23 protein-coding genes are annotated in these 24,909 nt (G+C 66.7%); 15 read left to right on the top strand and 8 right to left on the bottom strand.

Features of this window, described 5'->3' with window-relative positions; translation table 11 throughout:
* Positions 1-5 precede the first annotated feature (5 nt).
* The 5 genes from lpxD to lpxB are packed head-to-tail and all read left to right on the top strand — an operon-like array spanning position 6 to position 4,359.
* Positions 6-1,073 (top strand): UDP-3-O-(3-hydroxymyristoyl)glucosamine N-acyltransferase, encoded by a 1,068-nt coding sequence (gene lpxD / locus QZ753_RS20120; RefSeq protein WP_294646345.1) that lies wholly within the window; start codon positions 6-8, stop codon positions 1,071-1,073.
* The gene (gene fabZ, locus QZ753_RS20115) at positions 1,051-1,515 is read left to right on the top strand and encodes a 3-hydroxyacyl-ACP dehydratase FabZ (RefSeq protein ID WP_294646344.1); all 465 of its coding nucleotides are present in this window, start codon (positions 1,051-1,053) and stop codon (positions 1,513-1,515) included. The genes lpxD and fabZ overlap by 23 nt, the downstream gene beginning before the upstream one ends.
* Complete coding sequence (gene lpxA, locus QZ753_RS20110) at positions 1,512-2,321, top strand: acyl-ACP--UDP-N-acetylglucosamine O-acyltransferase (RefSeq protein ID WP_294646342.1); 810 nt, start codon at positions 1,512-1,514, stop codon at positions 2,319-2,321. Before fabZ ends, lpxA begins: the two co-directional genes overlap by 4 nt.
* The gene (locus QZ753_RS20105; protein ID WP_294646340.1) at positions 2,318-3,184 is read left to right on the top strand and encodes an LpxI family protein; all 867 of its coding nucleotides are present in this window, start codon (positions 2,318-2,320) and stop codon (positions 3,182-3,184) included. The genes lpxA and QZ753_RS20105 overlap by 4 nt, the downstream gene beginning before the upstream one ends.
* Positions 3,184-4,359 (top strand): lipid-A-disaccharide synthase, encoded by a 1,176-nt coding sequence (gene lpxB, locus QZ753_RS20100; protein ID WP_294646339.1) that lies wholly within the window; start codon positions 3,184-3,186, stop codon positions 4,357-4,359. Before QZ753_RS20105 ends, lpxB begins: the two co-directional genes overlap by 1 nt.
* 21 nt (positions 4,360-4,380) lie before the next feature.
* On the opposite strand, the gene gltA is transcribed toward lpxB, so the two are convergent.
* The gene (gltA, locus tag QZ753_RS20095) at positions 4,381-5,670 is read right to left on the bottom strand and encodes a citrate synthase (RefSeq protein ID WP_294646337.1); all 1,290 of its coding nucleotides are present in this window, start codon (positions 5,668-5,670) and stop codon (positions 4,381-4,383) included.
* Positions 5,671-5,809: 139 nt separating this feature from the next.
* A complete protein-coding gene (gltX, locus tag QZ753_RS20090; RefSeq protein WP_294646334.1) occupies positions 5,810-7,231 on the bottom strand; it encodes a glutamate--tRNA ligase in 1,422 nt (473 codons plus the stop codon).
* Between the two features lie 183 nt (positions 7,232-7,414).
* Between gltX and QZ753_RS20085 the strand changes: the two genes are divergently transcribed.
* Entirely contained in the window at positions 7,415-9,715 is a 2,301-nt protein-coding gene (locus QZ753_RS20085; RefSeq protein WP_294646333.1) for a ComEC/Rec2 family competence protein, read from the top strand.
* Here QZ753_RS20085 and lexA read toward each other — a convergent pair.
* From lexA to QZ753_RS20055, 6 genes are all read right to left on the bottom strand, one after another.
* Positions 9,669-10,355: a transcriptional repressor LexA gene (gene lexA, locus QZ753_RS20080; protein ID WP_294646331.1), complete on the bottom strand. Its 687-nt coding sequence runs from the start codon at positions 10,353-10,355 to the stop codon at positions 9,669-9,671. The two genes, QZ753_RS20085 and lexA, sit on opposite strands and share 47 nt — an antisense overlap.
* A 62-nt stretch (positions 10,356-10,417) precedes the next feature.
* Complete coding sequence (glp, locus tag QZ753_RS20075) at positions 10,418-11,638, bottom strand: gephyrin-like molybdotransferase Glp (protein WP_294646329.1); 1,221 nt, start codon at positions 11,636-11,638, stop codon at positions 10,418-10,420.
* Positions 11,635-12,117, bottom strand: coding sequence for a cyclic pyranopterin monophosphate synthase MoaC (gene moaC / locus QZ753_RS20070; RefSeq protein ID WP_294646327.1), 483 nt, complete (start codon positions 12,115-12,117; stop codon positions 11,635-11,637). The genes glp and moaC overlap by 4 nt, the downstream gene beginning before the upstream one ends.
* Positions 12,114-12,914: an indole-3-glycerol phosphate synthase TrpC gene (trpC, locus tag QZ753_RS20065; protein WP_294646326.1), complete on the bottom strand. Its 801-nt coding sequence runs from the start codon at positions 12,912-12,914 to the stop codon at positions 12,114-12,116. The genes moaC and trpC overlap by 4 nt, the downstream gene beginning before the upstream one ends.
* Positions 12,915-12,916: 2 nt before the next feature.
* Positions 12,917-13,942 carry an anthranilate phosphoribosyltransferase gene (gene trpD, locus QZ753_RS20060; protein ID WP_294646324.1) on the bottom strand — a complete coding sequence of 342 codons (1,026 nt, stop codon included), beginning with the start codon at positions 13,940-13,942 and terminating at the stop codon, positions 12,917-12,919.
* Entirely contained in the window at positions 13,939-15,825 is a 1,887-nt protein-coding gene (locus tag QZ753_RS20055; RefSeq protein WP_294646322.1) for a SurA N-terminal domain-containing protein, read from the bottom strand. The genes trpD and QZ753_RS20055 overlap by 4 nt, the downstream gene beginning before the upstream one ends.
* 169 nt (positions 15,826-15,994) lie before the next feature.
* Between QZ753_RS20055 and tpiA the strand changes: the two genes are divergently transcribed.
* From tpiA to QZ753_RS20010, 9 genes are all read left to right on the top strand, one after another.
* Complete coding sequence (tpiA, locus tag QZ753_RS20050; RefSeq protein ID WP_294646321.1) at positions 15,995-16,750, top strand: triose-phosphate isomerase; 756 nt, start codon at positions 15,995-15,997, stop codon at positions 16,748-16,750.
* An 86-nt stretch (positions 16,751-16,836) separates the two neighbouring features.
* Positions 16,837-17,448 carry a preprotein translocase subunit SecG gene (gene secG / locus QZ753_RS20045; RefSeq protein WP_294646320.1) on the top strand — a complete coding sequence of 204 codons (612 nt, stop codon included), beginning with the start codon at positions 16,837-16,839 and terminating at the stop codon, positions 17,446-17,448.
* Positions 17,449-17,557: 109 nt separating this feature from the next.
* On the top strand, positions 17,558-19,186 hold the full coding sequence (locus QZ753_RS20040) for a CTP synthase (RefSeq protein ID WP_294646318.1): 1,629 nt from the start codon (positions 17,558-17,560) through the stop codon (positions 19,184-19,186).
* Positions 19,187-19,206: 20 nt separating this feature from the next.
* A complete protein-coding gene (gene kdsA, locus QZ753_RS20035; protein WP_294646317.1) occupies positions 19,207-20,040 on the top strand; it encodes a 3-deoxy-8-phosphooctulonate synthase in 834 nt (277 codons plus the stop codon).
* 76 nt (positions 20,041-20,116) lie between these two features.
* Positions 20,117-21,394 (top strand): phosphopyruvate hydratase, encoded by a 1,278-nt coding sequence (gene eno, locus QZ753_RS20030; protein ID WP_294646315.1) that lies wholly within the window; start codon positions 20,117-20,119, stop codon positions 21,392-21,394.
* Between the two features lie 110 nt (positions 21,395-21,504).
* Positions 21,505-21,831 (top strand): septum formation initiator family protein, encoded by a 327-nt coding sequence (locus QZ753_RS20025; protein WP_294646314.1) that lies wholly within the window; start codon positions 21,505-21,507, stop codon positions 21,829-21,831.
* Positions 21,832-22,126: 295 nt separating this feature from the next.
* Positions 22,127-23,071, top strand: a complete 945-nt coding sequence (pdhA, locus tag QZ753_RS20020) for a pyruvate dehydrogenase (acetyl-transferring) E1 component subunit alpha (RefSeq protein WP_294646383.1) — start codon at positions 22,127-22,129, stop codon at positions 23,069-23,071.
* A gap of 12 nt (positions 23,072-23,083) precedes the next feature.
* Positions 23,084-24,502 (top strand): pyruvate dehydrogenase complex E1 component subunit beta, encoded by a 1,419-nt coding sequence (locus QZ753_RS20015; RefSeq protein WP_294646312.1) that lies wholly within the window; start codon positions 23,084-23,086, stop codon positions 24,500-24,502.
* Between the two features lie 216 nt (positions 24,503-24,718).
* On the top strand, positions 24,719-24,909 hold a 191-nt coding region (locus QZ753_RS20010; protein WP_294646310.1), incomplete at its 3' end, for a biotin/lipoyl-containing protein.

Genomic DNA, 24,909 nt, shown 5'->3' with positions numbered 1-24,909 from the left:
CTCGGATGGCCACTTCGTTCTTTCAGCTCGGCAGGGGCATGACCCTTGCCGAGCTTTCCTCTGTCTGTGGCGGCTCGGTCGACGACCGGTTCACCGATCGAACCGTTCGCGGTATCGCGTCGCTGGATCATGCGGGGCCTGACGACGTCAGCTTCTTCGATACGCTGCGATACGAGGCGGCGCTGAAGGAAACGCGCGCCGGCGTGGTCATTACCGCACCGCGTTTCGCGGCCTTGGTGCCGGACGGCGTCGTTGCCATTCTTGCGAAGCGTCCGGCGGTTGCGTTCGCGCTCGCGGGCCGGGCGCTCTATCCCGACGCCCTGGCACCGGGCAGCAGTTTCCCGGCCGGTGGCGTGTCCGATCAGGCGAATGTCCATCCCTCCGCTCGGCTGGAGGCCGGTGTCACGGTCGAGCCCTTCGCGGTGATCGGACCGGATGTAGCGGTCGGCGCCGGCACGGTGATCGCGAGCGGTGCGACGATCGCGGCCGGGTGCCAGATCGGGCGGAACTGCAGCATCGGCCCGCAGGTCAGCATCCAGCATGCACTGATCGGAAACCACGTCATCCTTCATCCGGGCGTGCGCGTCGGTCAGGACGGGTTCGGCTACGTTCCGGGGCCGGATGGGCTCCTCAAGCAGGTCCAGATCGGGCGTGTCATCCTGCAGGATCACGTCGAGGTCGGCGCGAACACGACGATCGACCGCGGCGCGGTTCGTGATACGGTTGTAGGCGAGGGAACGAAGATCGACAATCTCGTGCAGGTCGCCCACAACGTGGTGATCGGTCGGCACTGCGTGATCGTCGGCCAGGTGGGCATCGCCGGCAGCGTTACCATCGGCAACGGGGTATCGATCGGCGGTCAGACAGGTTTCAACGGCCACGTGACGGTCGGCGATGGGGCGCAGATCGCAGCGGTCAGTGTCGTGGCGGGGGATGTTCCGGCCGGCGCGCGCTGGGGTGGGGTGCCGGCTCGTCCGGTCAAGGATTGGTTGCGGCACATGGCGTCAGTGCGTGGGTCGTCGAAGGAAAAGCAGAAGACGGCGGGTGGAGATGACGGAAACGACGACGCTTGAAAGCCTCGATATCCTTGGCATCCTGAAGCTTCTTCCGCATCGCTATCCGTTCCTGCTGGTCGACCGGATCGTCGACATTGATGCGGACCGCAGCGCGCGCGGGCTGAAGAACGTGACGGCGAACGAGCCGCATTTCCAGGGTCATTTCCCGGACTACCCGGTGATGCCAGGCGTTCTGATCATCGAGGGCATGGCGCAGACGGCCGGTGCCATCTGCCAGAAGGCCACCGGCGGCGACGCGAATTCGATCGTCTATTTCATGACGATCGACGGCGCGAAGTTCCGCAAGCCCGTGGTTCCCGGTGACCTCCTCGAATATCACGTCACCCAGACGAAGAAGCGCGGCAACATCTGGAAATTCGACTGCGCCGGTATCGTCAACGGCTCGAAGGTGGCGGAAGCCACGATCAGCGCGATGCTGGTTCCCGGCGAGGCGAAGTGAGCGGCCCTTACTCCATCCATCCGTCCTCGATGGTCGAGGACGGAGCGCAGATTGGCGAGGGCTGCGAGATCGGTCCGTTCTGCACGATCGGTCCGAATGTGGTCCTCGGGGCTGGCGCGCGGTTGAAGTCGCACGTGGTCCTCGCCGGCAACACGGCGATCGGGGAGGGCGCGCGCATCCACCCCTTCGCCTCGATCGGGAACGAGCCGCAACACCTCAAGTACATGGGCGAGGATACGCGTCTCGTGATCGGCAAGAACTGCCTGATCCGCGAGCATGTGACGATGAACCCAGGCACGGTCCAGGGTCTGTCCGAGACACGCGTCGGCGACAACTGCGCCTTCTTCACGGGCGCTCACGTCGCGCATGACTGCGTGATCGGCAACAACGTGACGCTGATCAACAACGTCATGCTGGCAGGTCATTGCGTCGTCGGCGACTTCGCGACGATCGCGGGCGGCTCGGGCATCCACCAGTTCACCCGCATCGGGCACCACGCCTATGTCGGCGGCCTCGCTGCCGTCGAGGGCGACGTCATCCCGTTCGGGATGGTCCTCGGCAATCGCGCCTATCTTAGCGGTCTCAACGTCATCGGCATGAAGCGCGCCGGTTTCAACCGAGACGCCATCCGCAACGTGCGGAAAGCGTACCGGATGCTGTTCTCCGACGATCTGACGTTCCGCGAGAACCTCGACGAGGTGGAGACCGAGTATCCGAACGATCCGCTGGTGCAGGATCTTCTCGGCTTCATCCGGGCCGGCGGCGACCGGGCGATCTGCTTTCCTCGCAGCGTCCGACCGAATTGAATACAGCGACCGCGGGATCGCCGATCGGGATCATCGCAGCCGGCGGCGTCCTGCCTCGGCTGGTGGTCGAGGCGGCACGCGAAGCGGGTCTTTCGCCCGTCATCATCGCCATCGCCGATGGCCTGCGGCAGGAGTGGCCGGGCTATCCCGTGGTCCGGTTGCCCTGGTCGAAGACCGGCGATGTCTTCGCGACACTTGCGAAGCACTCGGTCAGGCGCGTCGTATTCTGCGGCACGATATCCGTGCGACCGGACTATCGCTCGATGATCCCGAGCGTTCGGACCCTCATGCTGATGCCCGAGCTTCTGCGCATGGTGCGGGGAGGCGACGACAGCCTGCTGCGCGCGGTCGCGGGCCTATTCGAGCGGCGTGGGATCGAGGTCGTATCGGTGCACTCGATTCTGCACGACGTCCTGACCCCGGAGGGGACGCTGACGCGGCAGGCGCCGGGGGAGGCCGAAAGGCTCGCCCTCAGCCGCGCAGAAGCTGCGGCCACGGAGATCGGGCGGCTCGATATCGGTCAGGCCGTGGTCGCGTCGCGGGACCGGATCATCGCCGTCGAGGGGATCGAGGGCACGCAGGCCATGCTGGAGCGCGTCGGCGATCTGAAGGCGCGCGGCCGCATCGGGCGCGGCGAGCCATGCGTTCTCTTCAAGGCCTTCAAGCCGCAGCAGGACGAGCGTTTCGATCTTCCCAGCATCGGAACGGAAACGATCGGCCAAGCGGCTGCCGCCGGCCTGCGCGGCATCGGTCTGACGGCGGGCCGGTCTCTGATCCTGGAGGCTGGACGCGTCGTCGAGGCGGCCGATGTGAAGGGCCTGTTCGTCACAGGTCTCTCGGGGACCGCGGAGATCCGGCCGTGATGAAGGTAGCCTTCGTTCTAGGAGAGGAATCGGCGGACCGGATCGGCGCCGATCTCCTGCGCCATCTGAAGCGAGAGGTGCCGGACGAGGTCGTCGCGGTGGGGCTCGGCGGACCGGCGATGCGCGCGGAAGGGCTGTCGTCCCTGTTCGATATCGAAGAGCTCTCGATCATCGGGGTCGGGGCGATTCTCGCCCGTCTGCCGAAGCTCCTCGGGCGCCTCAACCAGACCATCGCCTTCCTGCGCACTGAGCGCCCGGACGTCATCGTCACGATCGATAGCTTCACGTTCACCAACCGCGTAGCGGCAAAGCTCCGCACGTCGCTGCCGGGCACCCTGTTCGTCAACGTCGTTCCGCCCGCCATCTGGGCCTATCGCCCGGAGCGGGCGTTGAAGCTGTCGAAGGCTGTCGACCGAACCCTGTGCCTTTTTCCCTTCGAGCCCGAAGCGCTGCAACGGCATGGCGGACCACCAGCCTCCTACATCGGCCATCCGATCATGGCCGATGCCCACATCGCCGAGATCCTCGAACGGGACCGGGCGAATGGATTGCGCAAGCCCTCCGCGTCGCCGACGCTTCTGATCCTGCCGGGGTCGCGCCGCGGCGAGATCGCGCGGCTGATGGACGACTTCGGGCGCACCTTCGCCGATCTCTCCCGGCGCCTGCCGGGCCTGCGGGGCGTGCTGCCGGCGGTCCCCCGCGTCCGGCCGCAGATCGAGGAGAAACTGCAGACGTGGTCGGTTCGCCCTGACGTTGTCGAGGGGGAAGACGCCAAGTGGAGAGCCTTCGCCAACGCCGATGCGGCGCTGGCCGCCTCGGGAACTGTCGCGCTGGAACTCTCGCTGGCCGCCGTGCCGATGGTCCTCGCCTATCGCCTCGACCCCGTGTCCTACCGTCTGCGCCATCTGATGACCGGGTGGACCGCCGCGCTGCCGAATTTCGTGGCCGGGCATCCCCTGGTACCCGAGCACTTCCACGAAACCATCCAGCCCGAACACCTCGCGCGTCGTCTGGAGCGGCTGATGACGCCGACGCCAGAGCGCGCGGCGCAGATGGCCGGCTTCGAGGCCATCCGCTCGGCCATGACCGTGCCGGAGCCGCCGGGGGCGGCGGCCGCCCGGATCATTCTCGATCTCGTCGCCCAAAAGAAGACGGGCGCCGAAGCGCCCGTCTGATCGTCTGCGTCGAGGAGCCGCTCAGCCGCGAGCGTCCACCGGTGTGTAGTCGCGCTGCGCGGCGCCCGTGTAGAGCTGGCGGGGACGGCCGATCCGCTGGTGCGGATCCTCGATCATCTCCTTCCACTGCGCGATCCAGCCGACGGTGCGTGCCACCGCGAAGAGCACGGTGAACATCTCGGTCGGGAACCCCAGCGCCTTCAGCGTAATGCCGGAGTAGAAGTCGACGTTGGGATAGAGCTTCTTCTCGATGAAGTACGGATCGTGCAGGGCGATCTGCTCCAGCTCCATTGCGACCTCGAGCAGCGGATCGTCCTTGATGCCGAGTTCCGTCAGCACCTCGTGGCAGGTCTGCTGCATGATCTTCGCGCGCGGATCGTAGTTCTTGTAGACCCGGTGACCGAAGCCCATGAGGCGGAACGGATCGTTCTTGTCCTTAGCGCGCGCGATGAACTCTGGGATGCGGTCCTTGGAGCCGATCTCAGCCAGCATATTGAGCGCCGCCTCGTTGGCGCCGCCATGGGCCGGTCCCCAGAGGCAGGCGATGCCGGCCGCGATGCAGGCGAAGGGATTGGCGCCCGACGAACCGGCGAGACGCACGGTCGAGGTCGAGGCGTTCTGCTCGTGGTCGGCATGGAGCGTGAAGATGCGGTCCATGGCGCGCGCGAGCACCGGGTTGATCTGATAGGGCTCGCAGGGGACCGCGAAGCACATGTGGAGGAAGTTTTCGGCGTAGGACAGGTCGTTGCGCGGATAAACGAACGGCTGGCCGATGTGATACTTGTAGGCCATGGCGGCCAGCGTCGGCGTCTTTGCGATCATTCGGATCGAGGCGACCATCCTCTGGTGCGGGTCCGCGATGTCGGTCGAGTCGTGGTAAAACGCCGACAGCGCGCCGACCGAACCGACCATGACGGCCATCGGATGCGCATCTCGGCGGAAGCCGGTGTAGAAGCGCGACATCTGCTCATGCACCATCGTGTGGCGCGTCACGCGGTACGTGAAGTCGCTCATCTCCGCTGCGGTCGGCAGTTCACCGTAGAGCAGGAGGTAGCAGGTCTCGAGGAAGTTGCCGCGCTCGGCCAGCTGGTCGATCGGATAGCCCCGGTGGAGCAGCACGCCTTCGTCGCCGTCGATGAAGGTGATCTTCGATTCGCAGGAGGCGGTGGAGGTGAAGCCGGGATCGTATGTGAAGAGCCCGGTGTCCTTGTAAAGCGCCGCGATGTCGACAACATCGGGACCGATCGTCCCGTGGCGCAGCTTAAGCTCGGTTTCCTTCGGGCCCAAGGTCAGTTTCGCCGAATCGGTCATTCGTTCCCCTTCTGGATGTCCGCCGGGCAGCGCCCGGCGGGAGCCGATCGGCAGGGAATGCGCCGAGCGCACGTTCGATGCCGATGTCGTGCGGAATTATTGCACCGCACTCCCTTAAGCGCCAGTGCAGGCCAAGGGTTCATGCGGCCTGATCGCGCAGCCTGGCCAATGTTTCATCACGTCCCAGTACGTCGAGCACGTCGAAGACGCCGGGCGAAGTCGTCTTGCCGGTGAGCGCCGCGCGCAGCGGCTGCGCAGCCTTGCCAAGCTTCAGTCCCTCACGCTCGGCGTAGTCCCGCACCGTCGCCTCGATCGTCGCCGCGTTCCATTCCGGCAGCGCTTCCAGCCCCGGCAGGAGGCTGGCGACGACCTCGCGGCCGCCGCCAGCCAGAATCTCCTCGGCCTTCGGGTCGATGGCAAGCGGACGGGCGGCGAAGAGGTAGGCTGCGCTCTCGGCGAGTTCGACCAGCGTCTTGGCGCGCTCCTTCAGCCCCGGCATGGCGCGCAGGAGGCGATCGCGCACGACGTCATCGGGGGCCGATCGCAGGATGGCGCCGTTCGGCAGATGGTCGCGCACGTTCATCAACTGGTCGACGAGTTCGCCGTCGGCGCTCATCCGGATCCAGTGTCCGTTGACGGCATCGAGCTTGGCGAAGTCGAATCGGGCAGCGCCCCGGTTTACGTCGTCGATGTCGAACCAGGCGATCATGTCCTCGGGCGAGATGATCTCCTCGTCGCCGTGGCTCCAGCCGAGACGGACGAGATAGTTCTTCAACCCGACAGGCAGGTAGCCCATCTCGCGATAGGCCTCGACGCCCAGCGCGCCGTGACGCTTCGAGAGCTTGGCCCCGTCCGCACCATGAATGAGCGGGATATGGGCGAAGACCGGCACGTCCCAGCCCATCGCCTTGTAGATCAGCGTCTGGCGGCCCGCATTCGTCAGGTGGTCGTCACCGCGGATGACGTGCGTGACGCCCATGTCGTGGTCGTCGACGACCACGGCGTGCATGTAGGTCGGCGTCCCGTCGGACCGCAGCAGGATGAAATCGTCGAGATCCTTGTTGGGGAACCGGACATCGCCCTGGACGCGATCCTGAACCACCGTCTCGCCATCGAGCGGCGCCTTGATGCGGATCACTGGCTTGACGCCGGCTGGCGCCTCGGACGGATCGCGGTCGCGCCAGCGTCCGTCGTAGCGGGGCGGCCGCTTCTCGGCCTTCGCCTTCTCGCGCATCTCGTCGAGCTCGGCGGGCGAGGCGTAACAAAAGTACGCCTTGCCGGCGGCGACGAGTTCCTCGGCGACCTCGCGATGGCGTGGCGCACGCTCGAACTGCGAGACAGGCGGCTCGTCGGCGTCGAGGCCCAACCAATGAAGTCCGTCGATGATCGCCCTGACCGCCGGTTCGGTCGAGCGCTCGCGGTCCGTGTCCTCGATCCGCAGCAGCATCTTGCCGCCCGTCTTGCGGGCGTACAGCCAGTTGAAGAGCGCCGTGCGCGCGCCGCCGATGTGAAGATAGCCTGTCGGCGACGGTGCGAACCGGGTTACGACGCGGTCTGTCATGGGACGTCCTCGAAGGTGGCATGGTGCCGCCTGCCGCCGGCTTCGGCGAGACTGCAATGGTCTGTGCAGAGCGGGCGAGACGGTGCCTGTCTTTTTCCGAGCGTGGTGTAGCATAGCGCGAAGGCGAGACAAGCGAAGCGAACCGACGTGTCGACAGGGGATCAGAGCTTCGCAGCGGGAAGGGTGTCGCTTCGCGCACCGGCAGCAGCGCGAGCGAGGCTCCATCAGCGATGGGGAGACTGGTTCTCGCGCCAGATCGAGGTCGAGGCCCGCTCGCGCACCGCCTTCGCCCTCTTTCCGATCGCGATGATGGCGGCGGCCGCGCTGTTCTATCGATGGCCCATCCAGCCGAACCTGTTTCTCGTCGGCCTGATGGCGGTGATCGGCAGCGGTCTTCTCGTCTTCGCCATGATCCCGCGTTCGTTGCGAGCCGTCGGCGTCGTCCTCTTGGGGTTGGCAGCCGGCTTTGCCGCCTGCGTGGCCGAGGAGGCGCGCACCGATACGACGCTGTTCTCCGGCGAGGCGACGGTCCGCATCACGGGAACTGTGGTGGCGCGGGAGGAAGACGACCGCGGGCGTTATCGCTACATCGTCGAGGTCGCATCGACCGAGCGGCCCGTCCTCTCACGTCCCCCGGAGCGCGCCCGAATCGTCGTGTCGAGCCGCCATGATCCGCTGCCGATCGGCTCGACCTATCGGGGCCTCGTCCGCCTGCGTCCGCCCTCCGGTCCCGCCTTTCCCGGCGCGCACGACTTCGCCTTCGCCTCCTACTATGGGGGGCTCGGCGCCTACGGTTTCTCCCTCGGAGCGCCGGAGGCGCCCGGTGCGTTGCGCGAGCCAACCTTCACCGACCGCATCGCCACGCTGCGGCTCGCGATGGGCGAGGCCATCCGGGAGGTCCTGCCGGGCGCGACGGGCGCCGTCGCCTCGGCGCTCATCACCGGCGAGCGAGCGGGCATCCCGGAGGACATCAACGAAGACCTCCGCGTGACGGGCCTTGCCCATGTCCTGTCCATCAGCGGCTTCCATATGGCGTTGGTCGCCGGCTTCTTCCTGCTGGCCGCCCGCGTGAGCCTCGCGGCCGTCGCGCCGCTCGCCTTGCGCTGGCCGATCAAGAAGCTCGCTGCGCTGGTCGCGCTCGCGGCCACCGGGTTCTATTTTCTCCTCGCGGGAGACAACGCAGCGACGGAGCGATCCTTCGTCATGATCGCCGTAATGTTGGGTGCCGTCCTCCTCGATCGGCCCGCATTGACGCTTCGAAACGTCGGCATCGCCGCTGTCGTCGTCATGGCGCTGTCGCCGCACGTCGTGGTCACGGCGACCTTCCAGATGTCGTTCGCGGCGACCGCCGCGCTGATCGGTGCGTACGGCGCCTACGCGCGCTGGCAGTCGCGTCGCGGATCTGCGCGAGGCGGCATGCTGTCCCCGCGTACACTGACCGTCGTTTTCCTCGGAATGGCGCTGTCGTCGCTGATTGCGGGCGCCGCCACAGCCCCCTTCGCCATCTACCACTTCCAGCGGGGCGCGCCGTTCTCGCTCCTCGCCAATATCGTCGCGACGCCGATCTTCAGTTTCTGGATCATGCCCTTTGCGATGCTGGCCGTTCTTCTCATGCCGTTCGGCTGGCACGCCCTCCCGCTGAAACTCGTCGGATGGGGGCTCGACCTCGTCTTCGCGCTCGCCGCCTCGTTTGCCGACGCCTTTCCGGACTATCCGACCGGCCTGATGAGCGGGACAGCTCTGGTCTGCTTCTCGGCTGCGATCCTTCTCGTCTCGTTCAGCGCCAGCGGACTTCGCTGGCTTGCGCTCGGTCCGTTCCTGCTGGGATTGACCCTGCTGCGACCCGGCCCCACCCCGGAGTTCCTCGTTTTCGAGGACGGGCGGGAGGTCGCATCCGTCGACGCGAGCGGACGGCTTCAATCGATCCGAGATCGACCGTCATCCTTCGTCTGGGACCAATGGCAGCGTGCGGTGCCGAGTGATGCGGATGTCCAAAACGATTCTCAGGTGGAAGCGAATGCCGGCGAAGCTCCAAGGGAGGACGCCGACCGACCGGTCATACATCCTCCCGCGAATGCCTTTCAATGCACCGAGGACGTATGCCGGGGCATTACGGGAACGGGCATCCGCGTCGCCTGGAGCGATGACTACGAGAAGCTCGACGAGATCTGCCGCGACAGCGATATCGCCATCATGGCCCGCGCAATACGGGCTCGAGCATGCAAGAGTGGTTCGGCCGAACTCGTCACGTTGAGGACGCTGCGGCGAACGGGGTCGCTGGGCGTCCAACGATCCGCTGACGGAGCGATCGAGGTCCTCACCTCGATCCCACGGCAGCCACAGCAGTGGAACATTCACCGCTGGGCAGCATGGCCCGAATTTTGGCGCAAGACGGCGGAGGACACGAAGGAAGCGTCGAACGTCCCGACCGCGACAGTCAGTGATAGCGACGGATCAGGCCGACCAGCTTCCCCTGAACCTTGACGCGGTCGGCGCCCAGAAGCCGCGTCTCGTAAGCCGGGTTGGCGGCTTCCAGGGCGACCATGCCGCCCTTGCGCCGGAAACGCTTCAGCGTCGCTTCCTCGTCGTCCACCAGGGCGACGACGATCTCCCCTGCACTCGCGGAGTCGCTGCGCTGAATCACCACGGTATCCCCATCGAGGATGCCGGCCTCGATCATCGAATCGCCCTTCACCTCTAGCGCATAGTGCTCGCCCGAGCCGAGCATCTCCGGCGGTACCACGATGTCGTGCGTGTTCTGCTGGATCGCCGAGATCGGCACGCCGGCGGCGATGCGGCCCATGACCGGAACGGACGACACGTCGCGCTCGACCGAACGAGGTGTCTTGAAGAGGGGCTCGACGTTGGACGGTCGGGGCGCAGCGGGGGCGGCGGGCGACTTTCCGGCCGATTCCGGCAGCTTCACTACCTCCAGCGCGCGCGCTCGGTTCGGCAGACGCCGAATGAACCCGCGCTCTTCGAGCGCCGTGATCAGCCGGTGGATGCCGGACTTCGAACGCAAGTCCAGCGCGTCCTTCATCTCGTCGAACGACGGAGGAACGCCCATCGATTGCAGACGCTCATGAATGAACATCAGAAGTTCGTGCTGCTTGCGTGTCAGCATGGGGCGATTCCTCGAAACAAAACCTGAACAAACCTAGCTGTTCCGCTTGTGTTCTGCAAGGATCATCCGGTGGTGAGGAGGACGTACTCGCAAGGGTCTCCGGCGGCTGCGGCCGGGGCATGTGCCGGCCGGACGAGCAGGGCGTCCGCCTGGGCGAAGATCGAGAGGAGGGACGAGTCCTGGCGCGGGAGGGGCACGACGCGGACCGAGCCGCCGCCTTCGCCGTGCTCGATGCGGGCTCGCAGGAAATCCGTCCGCTTGTCGTTGGCCTTGACGTCGACGCCGAGGATGCCGCGTCGGCGTTGGTCCGTTGACGGCATCCCGGACAGCGCTTCCACCAACGGACGCAGAAAAAGTTCGGCCGTGACGAGACTGGAAGCCGGATTGCCGGGAAGGCCGAGGATCCGCATCGGGCCAAGCGAGCCGGCCATCAGCGGCTTGCCCGGGCGCATCGCGACCCGCCAGAAATCGAGCGACGCGCCGGCCTCTTGCAGAACCGGTCCTACGAGATCGTGATCACCGACCGAGGCGCCGCCCACCGTCACGAGGATGTCGGCTTGGGCATCCTGCGCCTCAGCGATCGCCTCGGCTAGAGCGGCGCGGCAATCGGGAACGATACCGAGATCGATCACGGCTCCGCCGGTCGCGCGCACGATCATCGCGATCGCCAGAGTGTTCGACGCCACCGTCTGAGATGGTCCGGGATCGATTCCCGGAGCCACGAGCTCGTCTCCCGTCGCAGCGATCGCGACCCGCACGCGTCGGCGCACCGTGAGGTGGCCGTAGCCCCCACTCGCCGCGAGTGCGCAGGCGGCCGGCGTCAGCTGCAGACCGGCGGGAAACAGCACGTCGCCGCTGCAAAAGTCGTTTCCCGCACGACGAATGTTCGCGCCCGGCTCGACCCGCTCCAGCACGCGAACATTGGCCTCGGACGGGCGCTCGGTGTTCTCCTGGATCACCACCGCGTCAGCCCCTGCCGGCAGCGGCGCGCCTGTGAAGATGCGGACCGCTTCGTCGGACGACACGACGCCCGAGAAGGCATGCCCCGCCGCCGATTCGCCGACGACGCGCAGATCGGCAGGCGATTGCGTGAGATCAACCGAGCGAAGCGCGTAGCCGTCCATGGCCGATGCGTCGAAGGCCGGTTGGGTACGGCGCGCCACGAGATCGGTCGACAGGACGCGCCCGCCGCCTTCGCCGACGGTTACGGACTCGGTATCCTCGACCGGTACGGCATCTTGAAGGAGGCGGGCGAGGGCGTCCTCGAACGGAACCAGCGTCATGGTGCCGACCAGTGTCCCGAGCGACCCCCCGCCTTTTCCAGGAGGCGGATCCCCGTGATCGACATCCCGCGATCCACGGCCTTCGCCATGTCGTAGATCGTGAGGCAGGCGACGGACACGGCCGTCAGCGCTTCCATCTCGATTCCCGTCTTGCCGGTGACACGCGCGCTGGCGGTGACCCGGACGCCGGGCAGGGCGGGCTCGATGTCGAGATCGACCGAGACCTTCTCCAGCAGGAGTTGATGGCAGAGTGGTATGAGTTCGTGTGTGCGCTTGGCGGCCATGATGCCGGCGATGCGAGCGATCGACAGGACGTCGCCCTTCTTCGCCGATCCCGTGCGGATCATGTCGAGCGTTTCCGGCGCCATCAGCACCAGTCCCTCGGCCCTCGCCTGCCGCACCGTCGCGTCCTTCGCGCCGACATCCACCATCGCGGCGTTGCCGGCCTCGTCGAGATGCGTCAGCCGATCGCCGCTCATGCGGCCTCGCCTGCGAGAAGTGACCGCGTTGCGGCTTCCACATCCGCCTGACGCATCAGGCTTTCCCCGACGAGGAACGTGGAAATCCCCGATCGATGAAGCCGCCGACAGTCGCCATGATTGCCGATACCGCTCTCGCCGACGAGGATTCGGTCGTCGCCGACCATGGTGGACAGGCGCTCGCTGACGGCGAGGTCGACCGCGAAGGTCCGTAGATTGCGGTTGTTGACGCCTATCAAGGGTGAACGGAGCCTCAGGGCCCGTTCCATCTCGGCTTCGTCGTGAACCTCGATCAGCGCCGCCATGCCGAGATCCTCGGCCGCCGCCTCGAGATCGGCGGCGAGCGCATCGTCGACCGACGCCATGATGATCAGGATGGCATCCGCGCCCCAGGCCCGAGCCTCGAGGACCTGGTAGGGGTCGAAGAGGAAATCCTTCCGCAGCGCGGGCAAGGCAGTGGCGTTGCGGGCCGCCGTTAGGAACTCCGGCGCGCCCTGGAAGGAGGGCGTGTCGGTCAGCACCGAGAGGCACGCCGCACCGGCGCGCTCGTAGGCTTCGGCCAGCGCCACCGGCTCGAAGTCCGGTCGGATCAGCCCCTTCGACGGGCTTGCCTTCTTGACCTCGGCGATGAGGGCGAACTGGCCGGCCTCGTGCCTGCGTCGGATCGCGGCAGCGAAATCGCGCGGCGGCGCGCCCTCGGTGATGCGACGCTGCAAGTCTCCAGCGGACACCGCGGCCTTCGCAGCGGCGATCTCCTCGCGCTTGTAGTGTTCGATCTTCGCGAGAATATCGGACATTCTCAGGCACTCCCAGAACGGCGTGTGGCGACGACGAGTCGGTCTAGCGCTTGCCCCGCGCGTCCGCTGTCGATCGAATCGGTCGCCATGGCAACGCCGTCGGCCAGGTTTGCAGCCCGGCCCGCCACCACGAGCGCCGCGCCCGCATTGAGGATCACGATGTCGCGATATGCGCTGGCTTGGCCGGCCAGCACGGACCGGAGAGCCGCCGCGTTTTGCAGCGCATCGCCTCCGACGATGTCGGCAAGCTGGCGGCGTTCGAAGCCGAACGTCTCCGGTTCGATCGTCAATTCGCGGATCGCCCCGTCGCGGATTTCGCAGACGTTCGTCGGACCGCAATTGGTGATCTCGTCCAGCCCGTCGCCATGCACGACCCAGGCGGCCTGCGCGCCGAGGGCCAGAAGAGCCTCGGCGATCGGGCGAACCCATTCGGCGGCGTAGACGCCCACCAGCAGCCGGCGGACGCCGGCGGGATTGGCGAGCGGTCCCAGCATGTTGAAGATGGTGCGCGTGCCGAGTTCGACGCGCGACGGGCCGACGAAGCGCATCGCCGCATGATGGGTCGGCGCGAACATGAAACAGAGATTCGTGCGCTCGGCGACATCGGAGATCGCCTCCGGCGTCAGGTCGACGTCGACGCCGAGCGCCGCGAGGACGTCGGCCGAACCCGAGCGCGACGACAGGGCACGGTTTCCATGCTTTGCGACAGGCACACCGCACCCGGCGACCACGAAAGCCGCACAGGTCGAGACGTTGTATGTTCCCGCATGATCGCCGCCGGTGCCGACGATGTCGACGGCCTCGGCCGGCGCGCGCACCCGCGCCATGTTGGCGCGCATGACGTCCACCGCGCCGGCGATCTCATCCACGGTCTCGCCGCGAACCCGCAGGGCCATGAGGAAACCGCCGATCTGCGAAGGCGTCGCCTCGCCTGACATCAGGATGCCGAACGCCTCGCGCGCTTCGTCCCGCGAGAGCGCCTGGCCACCCGCGACCTTTCCGATCAGGGGCTTCAGGCCGGCGCTCATCGCACCGCCACCTTCGCCTGCTGGAGGGCGGCGTTGTTCAGCGACACCGGGATCGATCCCTGGAGGTAGGCGACATAGCTCTGGAAGAGGTCCTCGCGCATCGTCTCGTCCAGCGACTGGCGCGCCTGGGCCGGGACATTGGCGGCGGGATCGGCGGCGTCTGCGACCTCCGTCACCTGAAGCACCACGGCCTGCCCGGATTCGAGGGCCGGCGCTTCCACCACCGTGCCCTGCGGTCCTGAGAAGGCCGCCCGCGTCGCAGCCTCGCCGATCTCCGCACGACCGCTCTCGCGGGTGATCGCGGCCGCGGTCTGCACCGTCAGGCCCTCGGCCGCGGCGACGTCGGCAAGGCTCTGGCCGCCACGCACGCGCTCAGCCAGAGCCTCGGCGCGCTCCGTCATCAGACGTTCCGCCTCGTCGACCTTCCAGTCCGCTACGACGCGGTCGCGCACTTCGGCGAGCGGCCGGTCGCGGGCGGGCACGACGTCGCCGAGTTCGAAGAAGACGTAGTTGTTGCCTTGGTAGTTCACCGGCTGCGGCGGCATGCCGGGCTGGGCCGCGAAGACAGCCGCAAGAAGCTGCGGCTTGGCCGGAAGGTCCGGAGCCGTGGATGCGTCGGCCGGGTTGCCGGAGGCATCGACCAGCGCCACCGTCTGCAGCGGGTAGCCGGCCTGCTGGGCGGCTTCGGCAAGCGGCGCGCCGTTCTGCATCGCTTCCGAGATCGCGTTGTACGCGTCCGTGACCTTGGCGTTCGCGGCTTCCAGGGCCAGACTGTTGCGCACCTCGTCGCGCACCTCGTCGAGCGAACGGACGACTTCCGGCGCGATCTGCTGGACCAGCATGATCACGGGCCCGAACGGGCCGTCCACAACGGCGGTCGGCTGGTTCACCGTAGCCGAGAACGCGGCATCGGCAAGGGTCGTGTTCGGGATGGCCGAGCGCGGAACGAGGCCGAGTTCGGCGACCTGCCGCCCTTCGGCGGCAGCCGCGTCGGCAAAGCGGGTGCCGGCCGCCATCGCCTGCGCGGCGCGGTCGGCGGACGCGCGGTCGGCGAACACGATCTGTGCGACCTGACGGCGCTCCGGCGTCGTGTAGCGCGCACGGTTCGCCTCGTAGCTCGCCGCGATCGCCTCGTCGGTGACGGCGGCCGGATCGGCAAACGCGGCGGGCGAGAGCGACAGGTAGGAGAAGCCGCGATACTCGGGCGCGCGATAGCCGTCCTGACCCTGCGTGTAGAAGTCGTCGAGCGCTTCGTCCGTCGGCGCCTCGACGCTATCGGCCGGTGGCGGCGTCAGTCGCATGTAGTTCAGGGTACGGCGCTCGCCGTTGTAGGCGCCGAGCGCCTCGACGAACGCCGCGGGAACGGAGGCGCCGTCGGACAGAGGAGCGATCAGCTGATTGCGCGTCGCGCTGCCGCGCAGGTCCTCGAGGTAGGACTGCTCGGTGATCTGGGCGTTCGCGAGCACGGCACGCATGGTGTTGCGCGAGAAGTTGCCCGACTGATCCTTGAAGGCCGGCTCGTTCTGGATGAGCTGGATTAGTCCGTCGTCGGAGACGCCAACGCCGAGGCGACGTGCCTGCTCGTCGAGGAGCGCTCCGGCCGTCAGCTGCGACAACACGGCCTGATCGAGACCGAACGCCTCCGCTTCTTCGGTGCTCGGTCGACGCTGAAGCTGCTGCGAGAGGCGATTGAGCCCCTGCCGGTAGGCGAGCTGGAACTCGGGAACCGAGACGCGCGTCTCGCCAGCGCTCAGCATCGTGCTGCCGCCATCGCGGTTGCGCAGGACGTCGGCGATGCCCCAGCCGACGAAGCTGACGGCCAACGCGCCCAGAAAGATCCTGGCCACCCAGCTCGACGCGCCGCGCCGCATCTGATTCATCATCACCCGTCTCCCGGATTTGTTCTTTGGGTCAGGGCAATAGGCATTTTGGCCGTGGAAGGAAAGCGCGGCACGCGCGACGACGCGCTTGATTTCGCTGCGCGCGAGCCGCTAGCACCATAGCACACACATCGCGGCCGCCCTTCTGCGCCGCCGGATCGAGGATCGCTTCATGAGCCGCACGCCGCTGATCGCCGGAAACTGGAAGATGAACGGCTCGCGCGCGGCGCTGGATGAACTTTTGGCGATGAAGGCCGATCTCGGCGCCAACCCGGTCATTGGTGTGGAGGTGCTGATCTGCCCACCCTCGATCCTCGTCGCGAAGGCCGCCGAACTTGCCGGCGGAACGATCGCGATCGGCGGGCAGGACGCGCATACGAAGGAGAGCGGCGCCCATACCGGCGACGTGTCGGCGGCCATGCTGAGGGACGCAGGTGCCAGTCACGTCATCCTCGGCCATTCCGAGCGTCGGACCGACCACGGCGAGGCGAGCGAACTCGTGGCGCGCAAGGCGGAAGCCGCCTGGGCATCGGGCCTCGTCGCGGTGATCTGCATCGGCGAGACCGAGGCGGAGGAGAACGCGGGCCGGACGCTCGACGTCCTCGCCGATCAGATCGAGCGCTCGCTTCCCGCCGGCGCCACCCCCGCAAACACCGTCGTCGCTTATGAGCCGGTCTGGGCGATCGGCACCGGCCGGACGCCGACGGTGGCCGACGTCGGCGAGACCCACGCCTTCATCCGCGGCCGGATCGCCGATCGCTTCGGCGCCGAGGCTGCGGATGGCATGCGGATTCTCTATGGCGGGTCGGTCAAGGCGTCCAACGCGGCCGAGCTTCTGGCGCTTGGCGATGTCGACGGGGCGCTGGTCGGCGGCGCCAGCCTCAAGGCCGCGGACTTCCTGCCGATCTGCCGCGCCGCGAAAGGCTGAAATCCGCCCGCCGCCGAAAGCGGTTGGAATACGCGAAAGCCTCCTATAGAAGACGCGCAACTTGTGAGAGATTGCGCCTCGAGGCCATGCAGACCGTTCTGATCGTCATCCACCTCCTGATCGTTTTGGCCCTTGTGGTCGTCGTCTTGCTCCAGCGCTCCGAAGGCGGTGCGCTCGGAATGGGCGGCGGCGGTGGCGGGCTGATGACGGCCCGCGGCGCGGCCAACATGCTGACGCGCACGACCGCGATCCTGGCGACCGGCTTCTTCATCACGTCGCTGTCGCTCGCGCTTCTGGCCCGCTACGGTTCGAACGGTCTCGACATTCTCGACCGCGTTCCGTCGCAGACCGCACCGGCCGTTCCGGGGGCTGCGGGCGGTGCCGCCGGCGGATCGCTTCTCGACCAGCTCGGCGGATTGCCGGAGCAGCAAGGCAGCGCCCCGGTCGACGTGCCGTCGGGCGCATCCCAGACCGCGCCGGCGACGACCGTGCCCGCTGCGACGCCCGCAGCCCCGGCCAATGCCGAAGGCGTGCCGACCGGCGCGGCTCCGGCGACGATCCCGGCCAACCCGGCACCGCAGTCGCCGGCTGCCGCCGACGTGCCGACGGTCCCGCCCGTCGAGACGCCGCCGGCCGGCGCGACCGCGACCGACCAGTCGGCCCCTGCGACGACGGCACCGGCCCAGCCCGCGCAGTAGTGCTGGGCTCCGCACGGCAACAACCCCGAGGGGCGCTGCGGCGCCCCTTTTTCATTTCGACCACAAGGGGACTGGTCGAATCCTGCTTGAGCGAGTATCGGGAAGGCCCATGGCGCGATACATTTTCATCACCGGCGGCGTGGTTTCATCCTTGGGGAAGGGGATCGCATCGGCGGCCCTCGGCGCGTTGCTGCAAGCACGCGGCTACCGCGTCCGTCTCCGCAAGCTCGATCCGTACCTGAACGTCGATCCGGGCACGATGAGCCCGACGCAGCACGGCGAGGTCTTCGTGACCGACGACGGCGCGGAGACGGATCTCGACCTCGGTCACTACGAGCGCTTCACCGGCCGTTCCGCGAACCGGATGGACAACATCACGACGGGCCGGATCTACCAGGAGATCATCGCCAAGGAGCGCCGCGGCGACTACCTGGGCGCGACCGTCCAGGTGATTCCCCACGTTACGGACGCGATCAAGAACTTCGTCCTGGAGGGCAACGAGGAGTACGACTTCGTGCTCTGCGAGATCGGCGGCACGGTCGGCGATATCGAGGCGATGCCGTTCATGGAGGCGATCCGCCAGCTCGGCAACGACCTGCCGCGCAACGGCGCCGTCTACGTCCACCTGACGCTGATGCCCTACATTCCGACGGCGGGCGAACTGAAGACCAAGCCGACGCAGCATTCGGTCAAGGAGCTGCGCTCGATCGGCATTCAGCCGGACATTCTCCTCGTCAGGGCCGATCGTCCGATCCCGAAGGAGGAGCGTCGCAAGATGAGCCTCTTCTGCAACGTCCGGGAAAGCGCCGTGATTCAGGCGCTGGATGTCGCGACGATCTACGACGTGCCGATCGCCTATCACAACGAAGGCCTCGACACCGAGGTGCTGGCCGCCTTCGGCATCGACCCGGCGCCCAAGCCGAAGCTCGAGCGCTGGCTGCAGGTGGTCGAGAACGTCGCGCGCCCCGAGGGCGAGGTGACGATCGCCGTGGTTGGCAAGTATACGGGGCTGAAGGACGCCTACAAGTCGCTGATCGAGGCGCTTCAGCACGGCGGCATCGCCAACCGCGTGAAGGTCAATCTCGACTGGATCGAATCGGAGGTCTTCGAGAAGGAAGATCCGACCCCGTACCTCGAGAAGGTCGGCGGGATCCTTGTGCCCGGCGGCTTCGGCGAGCGCGGCTCCGAAGGCAAGATCAGCGCGGCCCGCTTCGCTCGCGAGCGCGACGTTCCCTATTTCGGTATCTGCTTCGGCATGCAGATGGCGGTGATCGAGGCGGCGCGTTCGCTGGCCGGCGTCGCCGAAGCCGGGTCGACCGAGTTCGGCCCGACCTCCGAGCCGGTCGTCGGCATCATGACCGAGTGGATGCGTGGAAACGAGCTGGAGCAGCGGGCGTCCGAGGGCGATCTCGGCGGCACCATGCGTCTCGGCGCCTACGAGGCGTCTCTGGCGCCCGGTTCGCGCATCGCCGACATCTACGGCGCAACCACGATCACCGAGCGCCATCGTCATCGCTACGAGGTCAACCGTACCTATCGCGATCGGCTCGAGGATGCGGGCATGATCTTCGCCGGCATGTCGCCGGACGGCCTGCTTCCGGAGACGGTGGAACTGCCCGATCATCCGTGGTTCATCGGCGTGCAGTATCACCCCGAGCTGAAGTCACGGCCGTTCGAGCCGCATCCGCTGTTCGCCTCGTTCATCGCCGCGGCGATCGAACGCTCGCGCCTGCTCTGACCTCGATCGAAAGGCCGACCATGCTGGCTCCGAATTCCACCATCCGTCTTCGGGGCGCCGAGTTCGCGCAGGACAAGCCGTTCTCGCTGATCGCCGGTCCCTGCCAGATGGAGAGCCGCGATCATGCGATCATGATCGCCGAGCGCATGAAGCGGATCACCGGCGACCTCGGGATCGGCTACGTGTTCAAGGCGAGCTTCGACAAGGCGAACCGGACGAGCCGAGAGGGTCGGCGAGGCATCGGTCTCGAAGGGGCGCTGCCTGTGTTCGAGGAGATCCAGGCGCAGTTCGACGTCGCGGTTCTGACCGACGTCCATACGGCGGAACAGTGCGAACCGGTCGGCGAAATCTGCGACGTTCTGCAGATCCCGGCCTTTCTGTCGCGCCAGACCGACCTTCTCGTGGCGGCGGCCCATACCGGCCGCGTGGTGAACATCAAGAAGGGCCAGTTTCTCGCGCCCTGGGACATGCGACACGCGATCGACAAGGTGACGGGCAGCGGCAACGCCAACGTGCTCCTGACCGAGCGGGGATCATCGTTCGGTTACAACACGCTCGTCAGCGACTTTCGTGCTCTGCCCATCATGGCCGAGACCGGGGCGCCCGTCGTCTTCGACGCGACGCATTCGGTGCAGCAGCCGGGCGGGCAGGGCGGCTCGTCGGGCGGCGAACGTCGCTTCGTGGCGACCCTCGCGCGCGCGGCGGTCGCGGTCGGCGTCGGCGGACTCTTCATCGAGACGCACGAGGACCCGGACAACGCGCCGTCCGACGGGCCGAACATGGTCGCGCTCGACGACATGTCCGAGCTCCTTAAGCGCCTGCGCGATCTCGACGCGGTCGCCAAGGGCTTCTGACACACAGCATTCCGGCCGGCGCCTGTTCGGGCCGGCCGTCTCAACCCGGCGTTTTGCCAGAGCCAAGGGACGGAACATGACCGCCATCATCGATATCATCGCGCGCGAGATTCTCGACAGCCGTGGCAACCCGACCGTCGAGGTCGACGTCGTGCTGGAAGACGGCTCGATGGGCCGTGCGGCGGTGCCCTCCGGCGCCTCCACCGGCGCGCACGAGGCGGTCGAGCTGCGCGACGGCGACGAGCGTTATGGGGGCAAGGGCGTGCAGCAGGCCGTGCAGGCCGTCAACACCGACATCCTTGAGGCACTGGTCGGCTTCGAGGCCGAGAACCAGATCCGCATCGACGCCGTCTTGAAGTCGCTCGACGGCACGCCGAACAAGAGCCGCCTCGGCGCCAACGCCATCCTCGGCGTCTCGCTCGCCACGGCCAAGGCCGCCGCGGACGCAGCCGGCCTGCCGCTCTACCGCTATGTCGGCGGTGCCAGCGCCCACGTTCTTCCGGTTCCGATGATGAACATCATCAACGGCGGCGCGCATGCCGACAATCCGATCGACTTCCAGGAATTCATGATCATGCCGGTCGGCGCGGACACCTTCGCCGAAGGCCTGCGCATGGGCGCCGAGGTGTTTCACACGCTGAAGAAGGCGCTGAAGTCGGCCGGTCACACCACCAATGTCGGCGACGAAGGCGGCTTCGCGCCGAACCTCGAGTCGGCCAAGGCCGGCCTCGATTTCGTGATGGCCTCGATCGAGAAGGCCGGCTTCCGTCCCGGCGAAGACATCTATCTCGCCCTCGACTGCGCTTCGACCGAGTTCTTCAAGAACGGCCTCTACGATCTCGAAGGCGAGAAGCGGAAACTGTCGGCCGACGAGATGGCCGGCTACCTCGCCGAACTCTCGGCAGCCTATCCGATCATCTCGATCGAGGACGGGATGGCCGAAGACGACTGGGCCGGCTGGAAGAGCCTGACCGACAAGGTGGGCAGCAGCGTCCAGCTGGTCGGCGACGATCTGTTCGTCACCAACTCCGCGCGCCTGCGCGAGGGCATCGAGAAGAGCGTCGCGAACTCGATCCTGGTGAAGGTCAACCAGATCGGCACGCTGACCGAGACGCTCGACGCAGTCAGCGTCGCCCACCGCGCCGGCTACACGGCGGTCATGTCCCACCGCTCGGGAGAGACCGAGGACTCGACGATCGCCGACCTCGCGGTCGCGACCAACTGCGGGCAGATCAAGACGGGCTCGCTCGCGCGCTCCGACCGGCTCGCCAAGTACAACCAGCTGCTGCGCATCGAAGAAGAGCTGGGTGACCAGGCGGTCTATGCAGGCCGTTCGATCCTGCGCCGCCGCTGACATATCATCGAGGGGCGCTCCGGCGCCCCTCTTCGCATGGCAGGATCGTTACGCTTAACGAGATGTAAATCGCTGGGGTCTAGGTTCGCTTCGTTCCGGAGACCCTCGTCATGCATACGAAGCAAAAGCGCAGATCGCGTCTGTCCCAGCTGGTCGTCCCCGCCATCACCCTGCCATGTCTTGCCTACTTTGTGTTCCACGCCCAGAGCGGACGTTACGGGACGGAAGCCAGCGTGGCGCTCAAAGAGGAACTGGCACGCAAACAGGCCGTCTACGCCGAGATCGTCGACACGCGAGAAGCGTTGGAGACGCGGGTTCGCCTCCTCAGCGACGGCACCCTCGAGCGCGACATGATCGATGAACGGGCCCGTCGTTCCCTGAACCTGTCCAACGACGACGAAGTTACAATCCTTCTCAAGCCAAGCGACGAGAATTAACCTGCTTAAGGCTAATTAACGTGGCGACGGAAGGGATTAACACGAGATCGGTTAAGGCGCGGCCAGTGGCTTGCGTGCCTGTATCTTGTCCATATACTTGCCCAAAACTTGCCCGCCGGACTCGGGGCGTCAAGGGATGGGAGTCGAAATGGCCGCACTCAAGAAATCAGGGATCGGCGGCGACGGCGAAGCGAAGGCTCCCGGCGCTGGCGAGATCGAGAAGACGCTGAAGCAGTACACCGCGCCGGTGCCGGTCGACTTCACAAAGGACGAGGACCTTCGCGCCTATCGCGACATGCTCCTGATCCGCCGTTTCGAAGAGAAGGCCGGCCAGCTCTACGGCATGGGCTTCATCGGCGGCTTCTGCCATCTCTATATCGGCCAGGAAGCCGTGGTCGTCGGCATGCAGATGTCGATGAAGGAAGGTGATCAGGTCATCACCGGTTACCGCGACCACGGCCACATGCTGGCCACGGGCATGGAATCGCGCGGCGTCATGGCCGAGCTTACGGGTCGCCGCTCCGGATACTCGAAGGGCAAGGGCGGCTCGATGCACATGTTCTCGAAGGAGAAGCACTTCTACGGTGGACATGGCATCGTCGGCGCGCAGGTTTCCCTCGGGACGGGTCTCGCTTTCGCCAACCGCTACCGCGGAAACGACTCGGTGGCGATCGCCTATTTCGGTGACGGAGCGGCCAATCAGGGCCAGGTCTACGAGAGCTTCAACATGGCCTCGTTGTGGAAGCTCCCGGTCATCTACGTGATCGAGAACAACCGCTACGCCATGGGCACGTCGGTGAACCGCGCCTCGGCCGAGACCAACTTTGCCCACCGCGGCCTGTCGTTCAAGATTCCGGGCATCCAGGTCGACGGTATGGACGTGCGCGCCGTGAAGGCGGCCGGCGACCTCGCGATCCAGCATTGCCGCAGCGGCGAGGGTCCGATGATCCTTGAGATGCTGACCTACCGCTACCGCGGCCACTCGATGTCGGATCCCGCGAAGTACCGCACCCGCGACGAGGTGCAGAAGATGCGCGCCGAATCCGATCCGATCGAGCAGGTGCGCCAGCGCCTGATGGACGCGCACAACGCGTCCGAGGACGATCTGAAGGCCGTCGATCGCGAAGTGCGCGACATCGTGGCCGACGCCGCCGAGTTCGCCCAGAACGATCCCGAGCCGGATGTCTCGGAACTGTGGACCGACATCTATGCGGACACCGTTCCGCAGGCTTCGAAGTAAGGGGAGGGGCGCATGCCGACCGAAATCCTGATGCCCGCCCTGTCTCCGACCATGGAGGAGGGCACTCTCTCGAAGTGGGTCAAGCAGGAAGGCGACAGTGTCGCCCCCGGTGACGTGATCGCCGAGATCGAGACCGACAAGGCGACCATGGAGGTCGAGGCCATCGACGAGGGCAAGATCGGGAAGATCCTGATCGCAGCGGGAACCGAGGGCGTGAAGGTCAACACCCCGATCGCGATCCTCCTGGCCGACGGCGAGAGCGCCGACGACGCCGTGGCGTCCGCGCCCAAGGCCGTACCGGCCGCCGAAGCCGCGCCCGCGGAGGCGAAGCCGGAATCGTCCGACGGCGACAAGTCGAAGCCGGCGCCGGTGCCGGCACAGGGCATGTCGCACCCCGAGCCCGAGGATGTCGACGGTGAGTTCGCCGAGGAAATCCCGGCCGGCACTAAGATGGTGACGAAGACCGTGCGCGAGGCGCTCCGCGAGGCGATGGCCGAGGAGATGCGCCGCGACGACACCGTCTTCCTGATGGGTGAAGAGGTCGCCGAGTATCAGGGCGCCTACAAGATCAGCCAGGGTCTGCTCGATGAGTTCGGGGCCCGACGCATCGTCGACACGCCGATCACCGAGCACGGCTTTGCCGGCATGGGCGTCGGCGCCGCGTTCGCCGGCCTGAAGCCGATCGTCGAGTTCATGACGTTCAACTTCGCCATGCAGGCGATCGATCAGATCATCAACTCGGCCGCCAAGACGCTCTATATGGCGGGCGGCCAGATGGGGTGCCCGATCGTCTTCCGCGGCCCGAACGGTGCGGCGGCGCGCGTTGCGGCCCAGCACAGCCAGGACTACGCGGCCTGGTACAGCCAGATCCCGGGCCTGAAGGTCATCCAGCCTTACTCGGCGGCCGACGCCAAGGGCCTGATGAAGTCGGCGATCCGCGATCCGAACCCGATCGTCTTCCTCGAGAACGAGATCCTCTATGGTCACTCGTTCGAGGTGCCGGACACCGACGACTGGACCGTTCCGATCGGCAAGGCCCGCGTTCACCGCAAGGGCAAGGACGTCACGATCGTCTCCTTCGGCATCGGTATGACCTACGCCGTCGCAGCGGCCGAGCAACTGGCCAAGGAGGGCATCGACGCCGAGGTCATCGACCTTCGCACGATCCGTCCGATGGACATCGACGCGGTCGTCCGCTCGGTGAAGAAGACCAACCGCTGCGTCACGGTCGAAGAAGGCTGGCCGCAGGGTTCGGTCGGCTCGCACATCGCTTCGGAACTGATGGTTCGTGCGTTCGATCATCTCGACGCGCCGGTGCTGAAGGTCTGCGGCAAGGACGTGCCGATGCCGTACGCGGCGAACCTCGAGAAGCTCGCGCTGCCGTCGGCCAAGGAAGTCGTCGAGGCGGTGAAGGCCGTCTGCTACCGCTGAGGCGGTCGGCGCCCGGTGCCGAAGGTATCGGGCCTTCCACCTACGGGGACGGACGAATTGCCCGTCCCTTTCTGCCGCGCTGCGGCATGCATGGCCGCTTGACGTGGCAGCCGCACAGGCAACCTTGATGCCGGCCGAACGCCCGCTCCCGCAGTGGGTCTTGGCGCCGAGACCTATCGATGCCCGTCGAATGGGCGACTGAGGAGACGTTCGCCGATGCCGATCAACGTCACGATGCCGGCCCTCTCGCCGACGATGGAAGAGGGCAACCTCGCGAAGTGGCTGGTGAAGGAGGGCGACAAGGTCTCCTCCGGCGACGTCATCGCGGAGATCGAGACCGACAAGGCCACGATGGAAGTCGAGGCGGTCGACGAGGGTACGGTCGCCAAGATCGTCGTGCCGGCTGG

Source organism: uncultured Aureimonas sp. (assembly GCF_913775355.1).
Classification (GTDB): Bacteria; Pseudomonadota; Alphaproteobacteria; order Rhizobiales; family Rhizobiaceae; genus Aureimonas.
The sequence above is the reverse complement of the archived record's forward strand: the minus strand, read 5'-3'. Positions and strand labels throughout refer to the sequence as shown.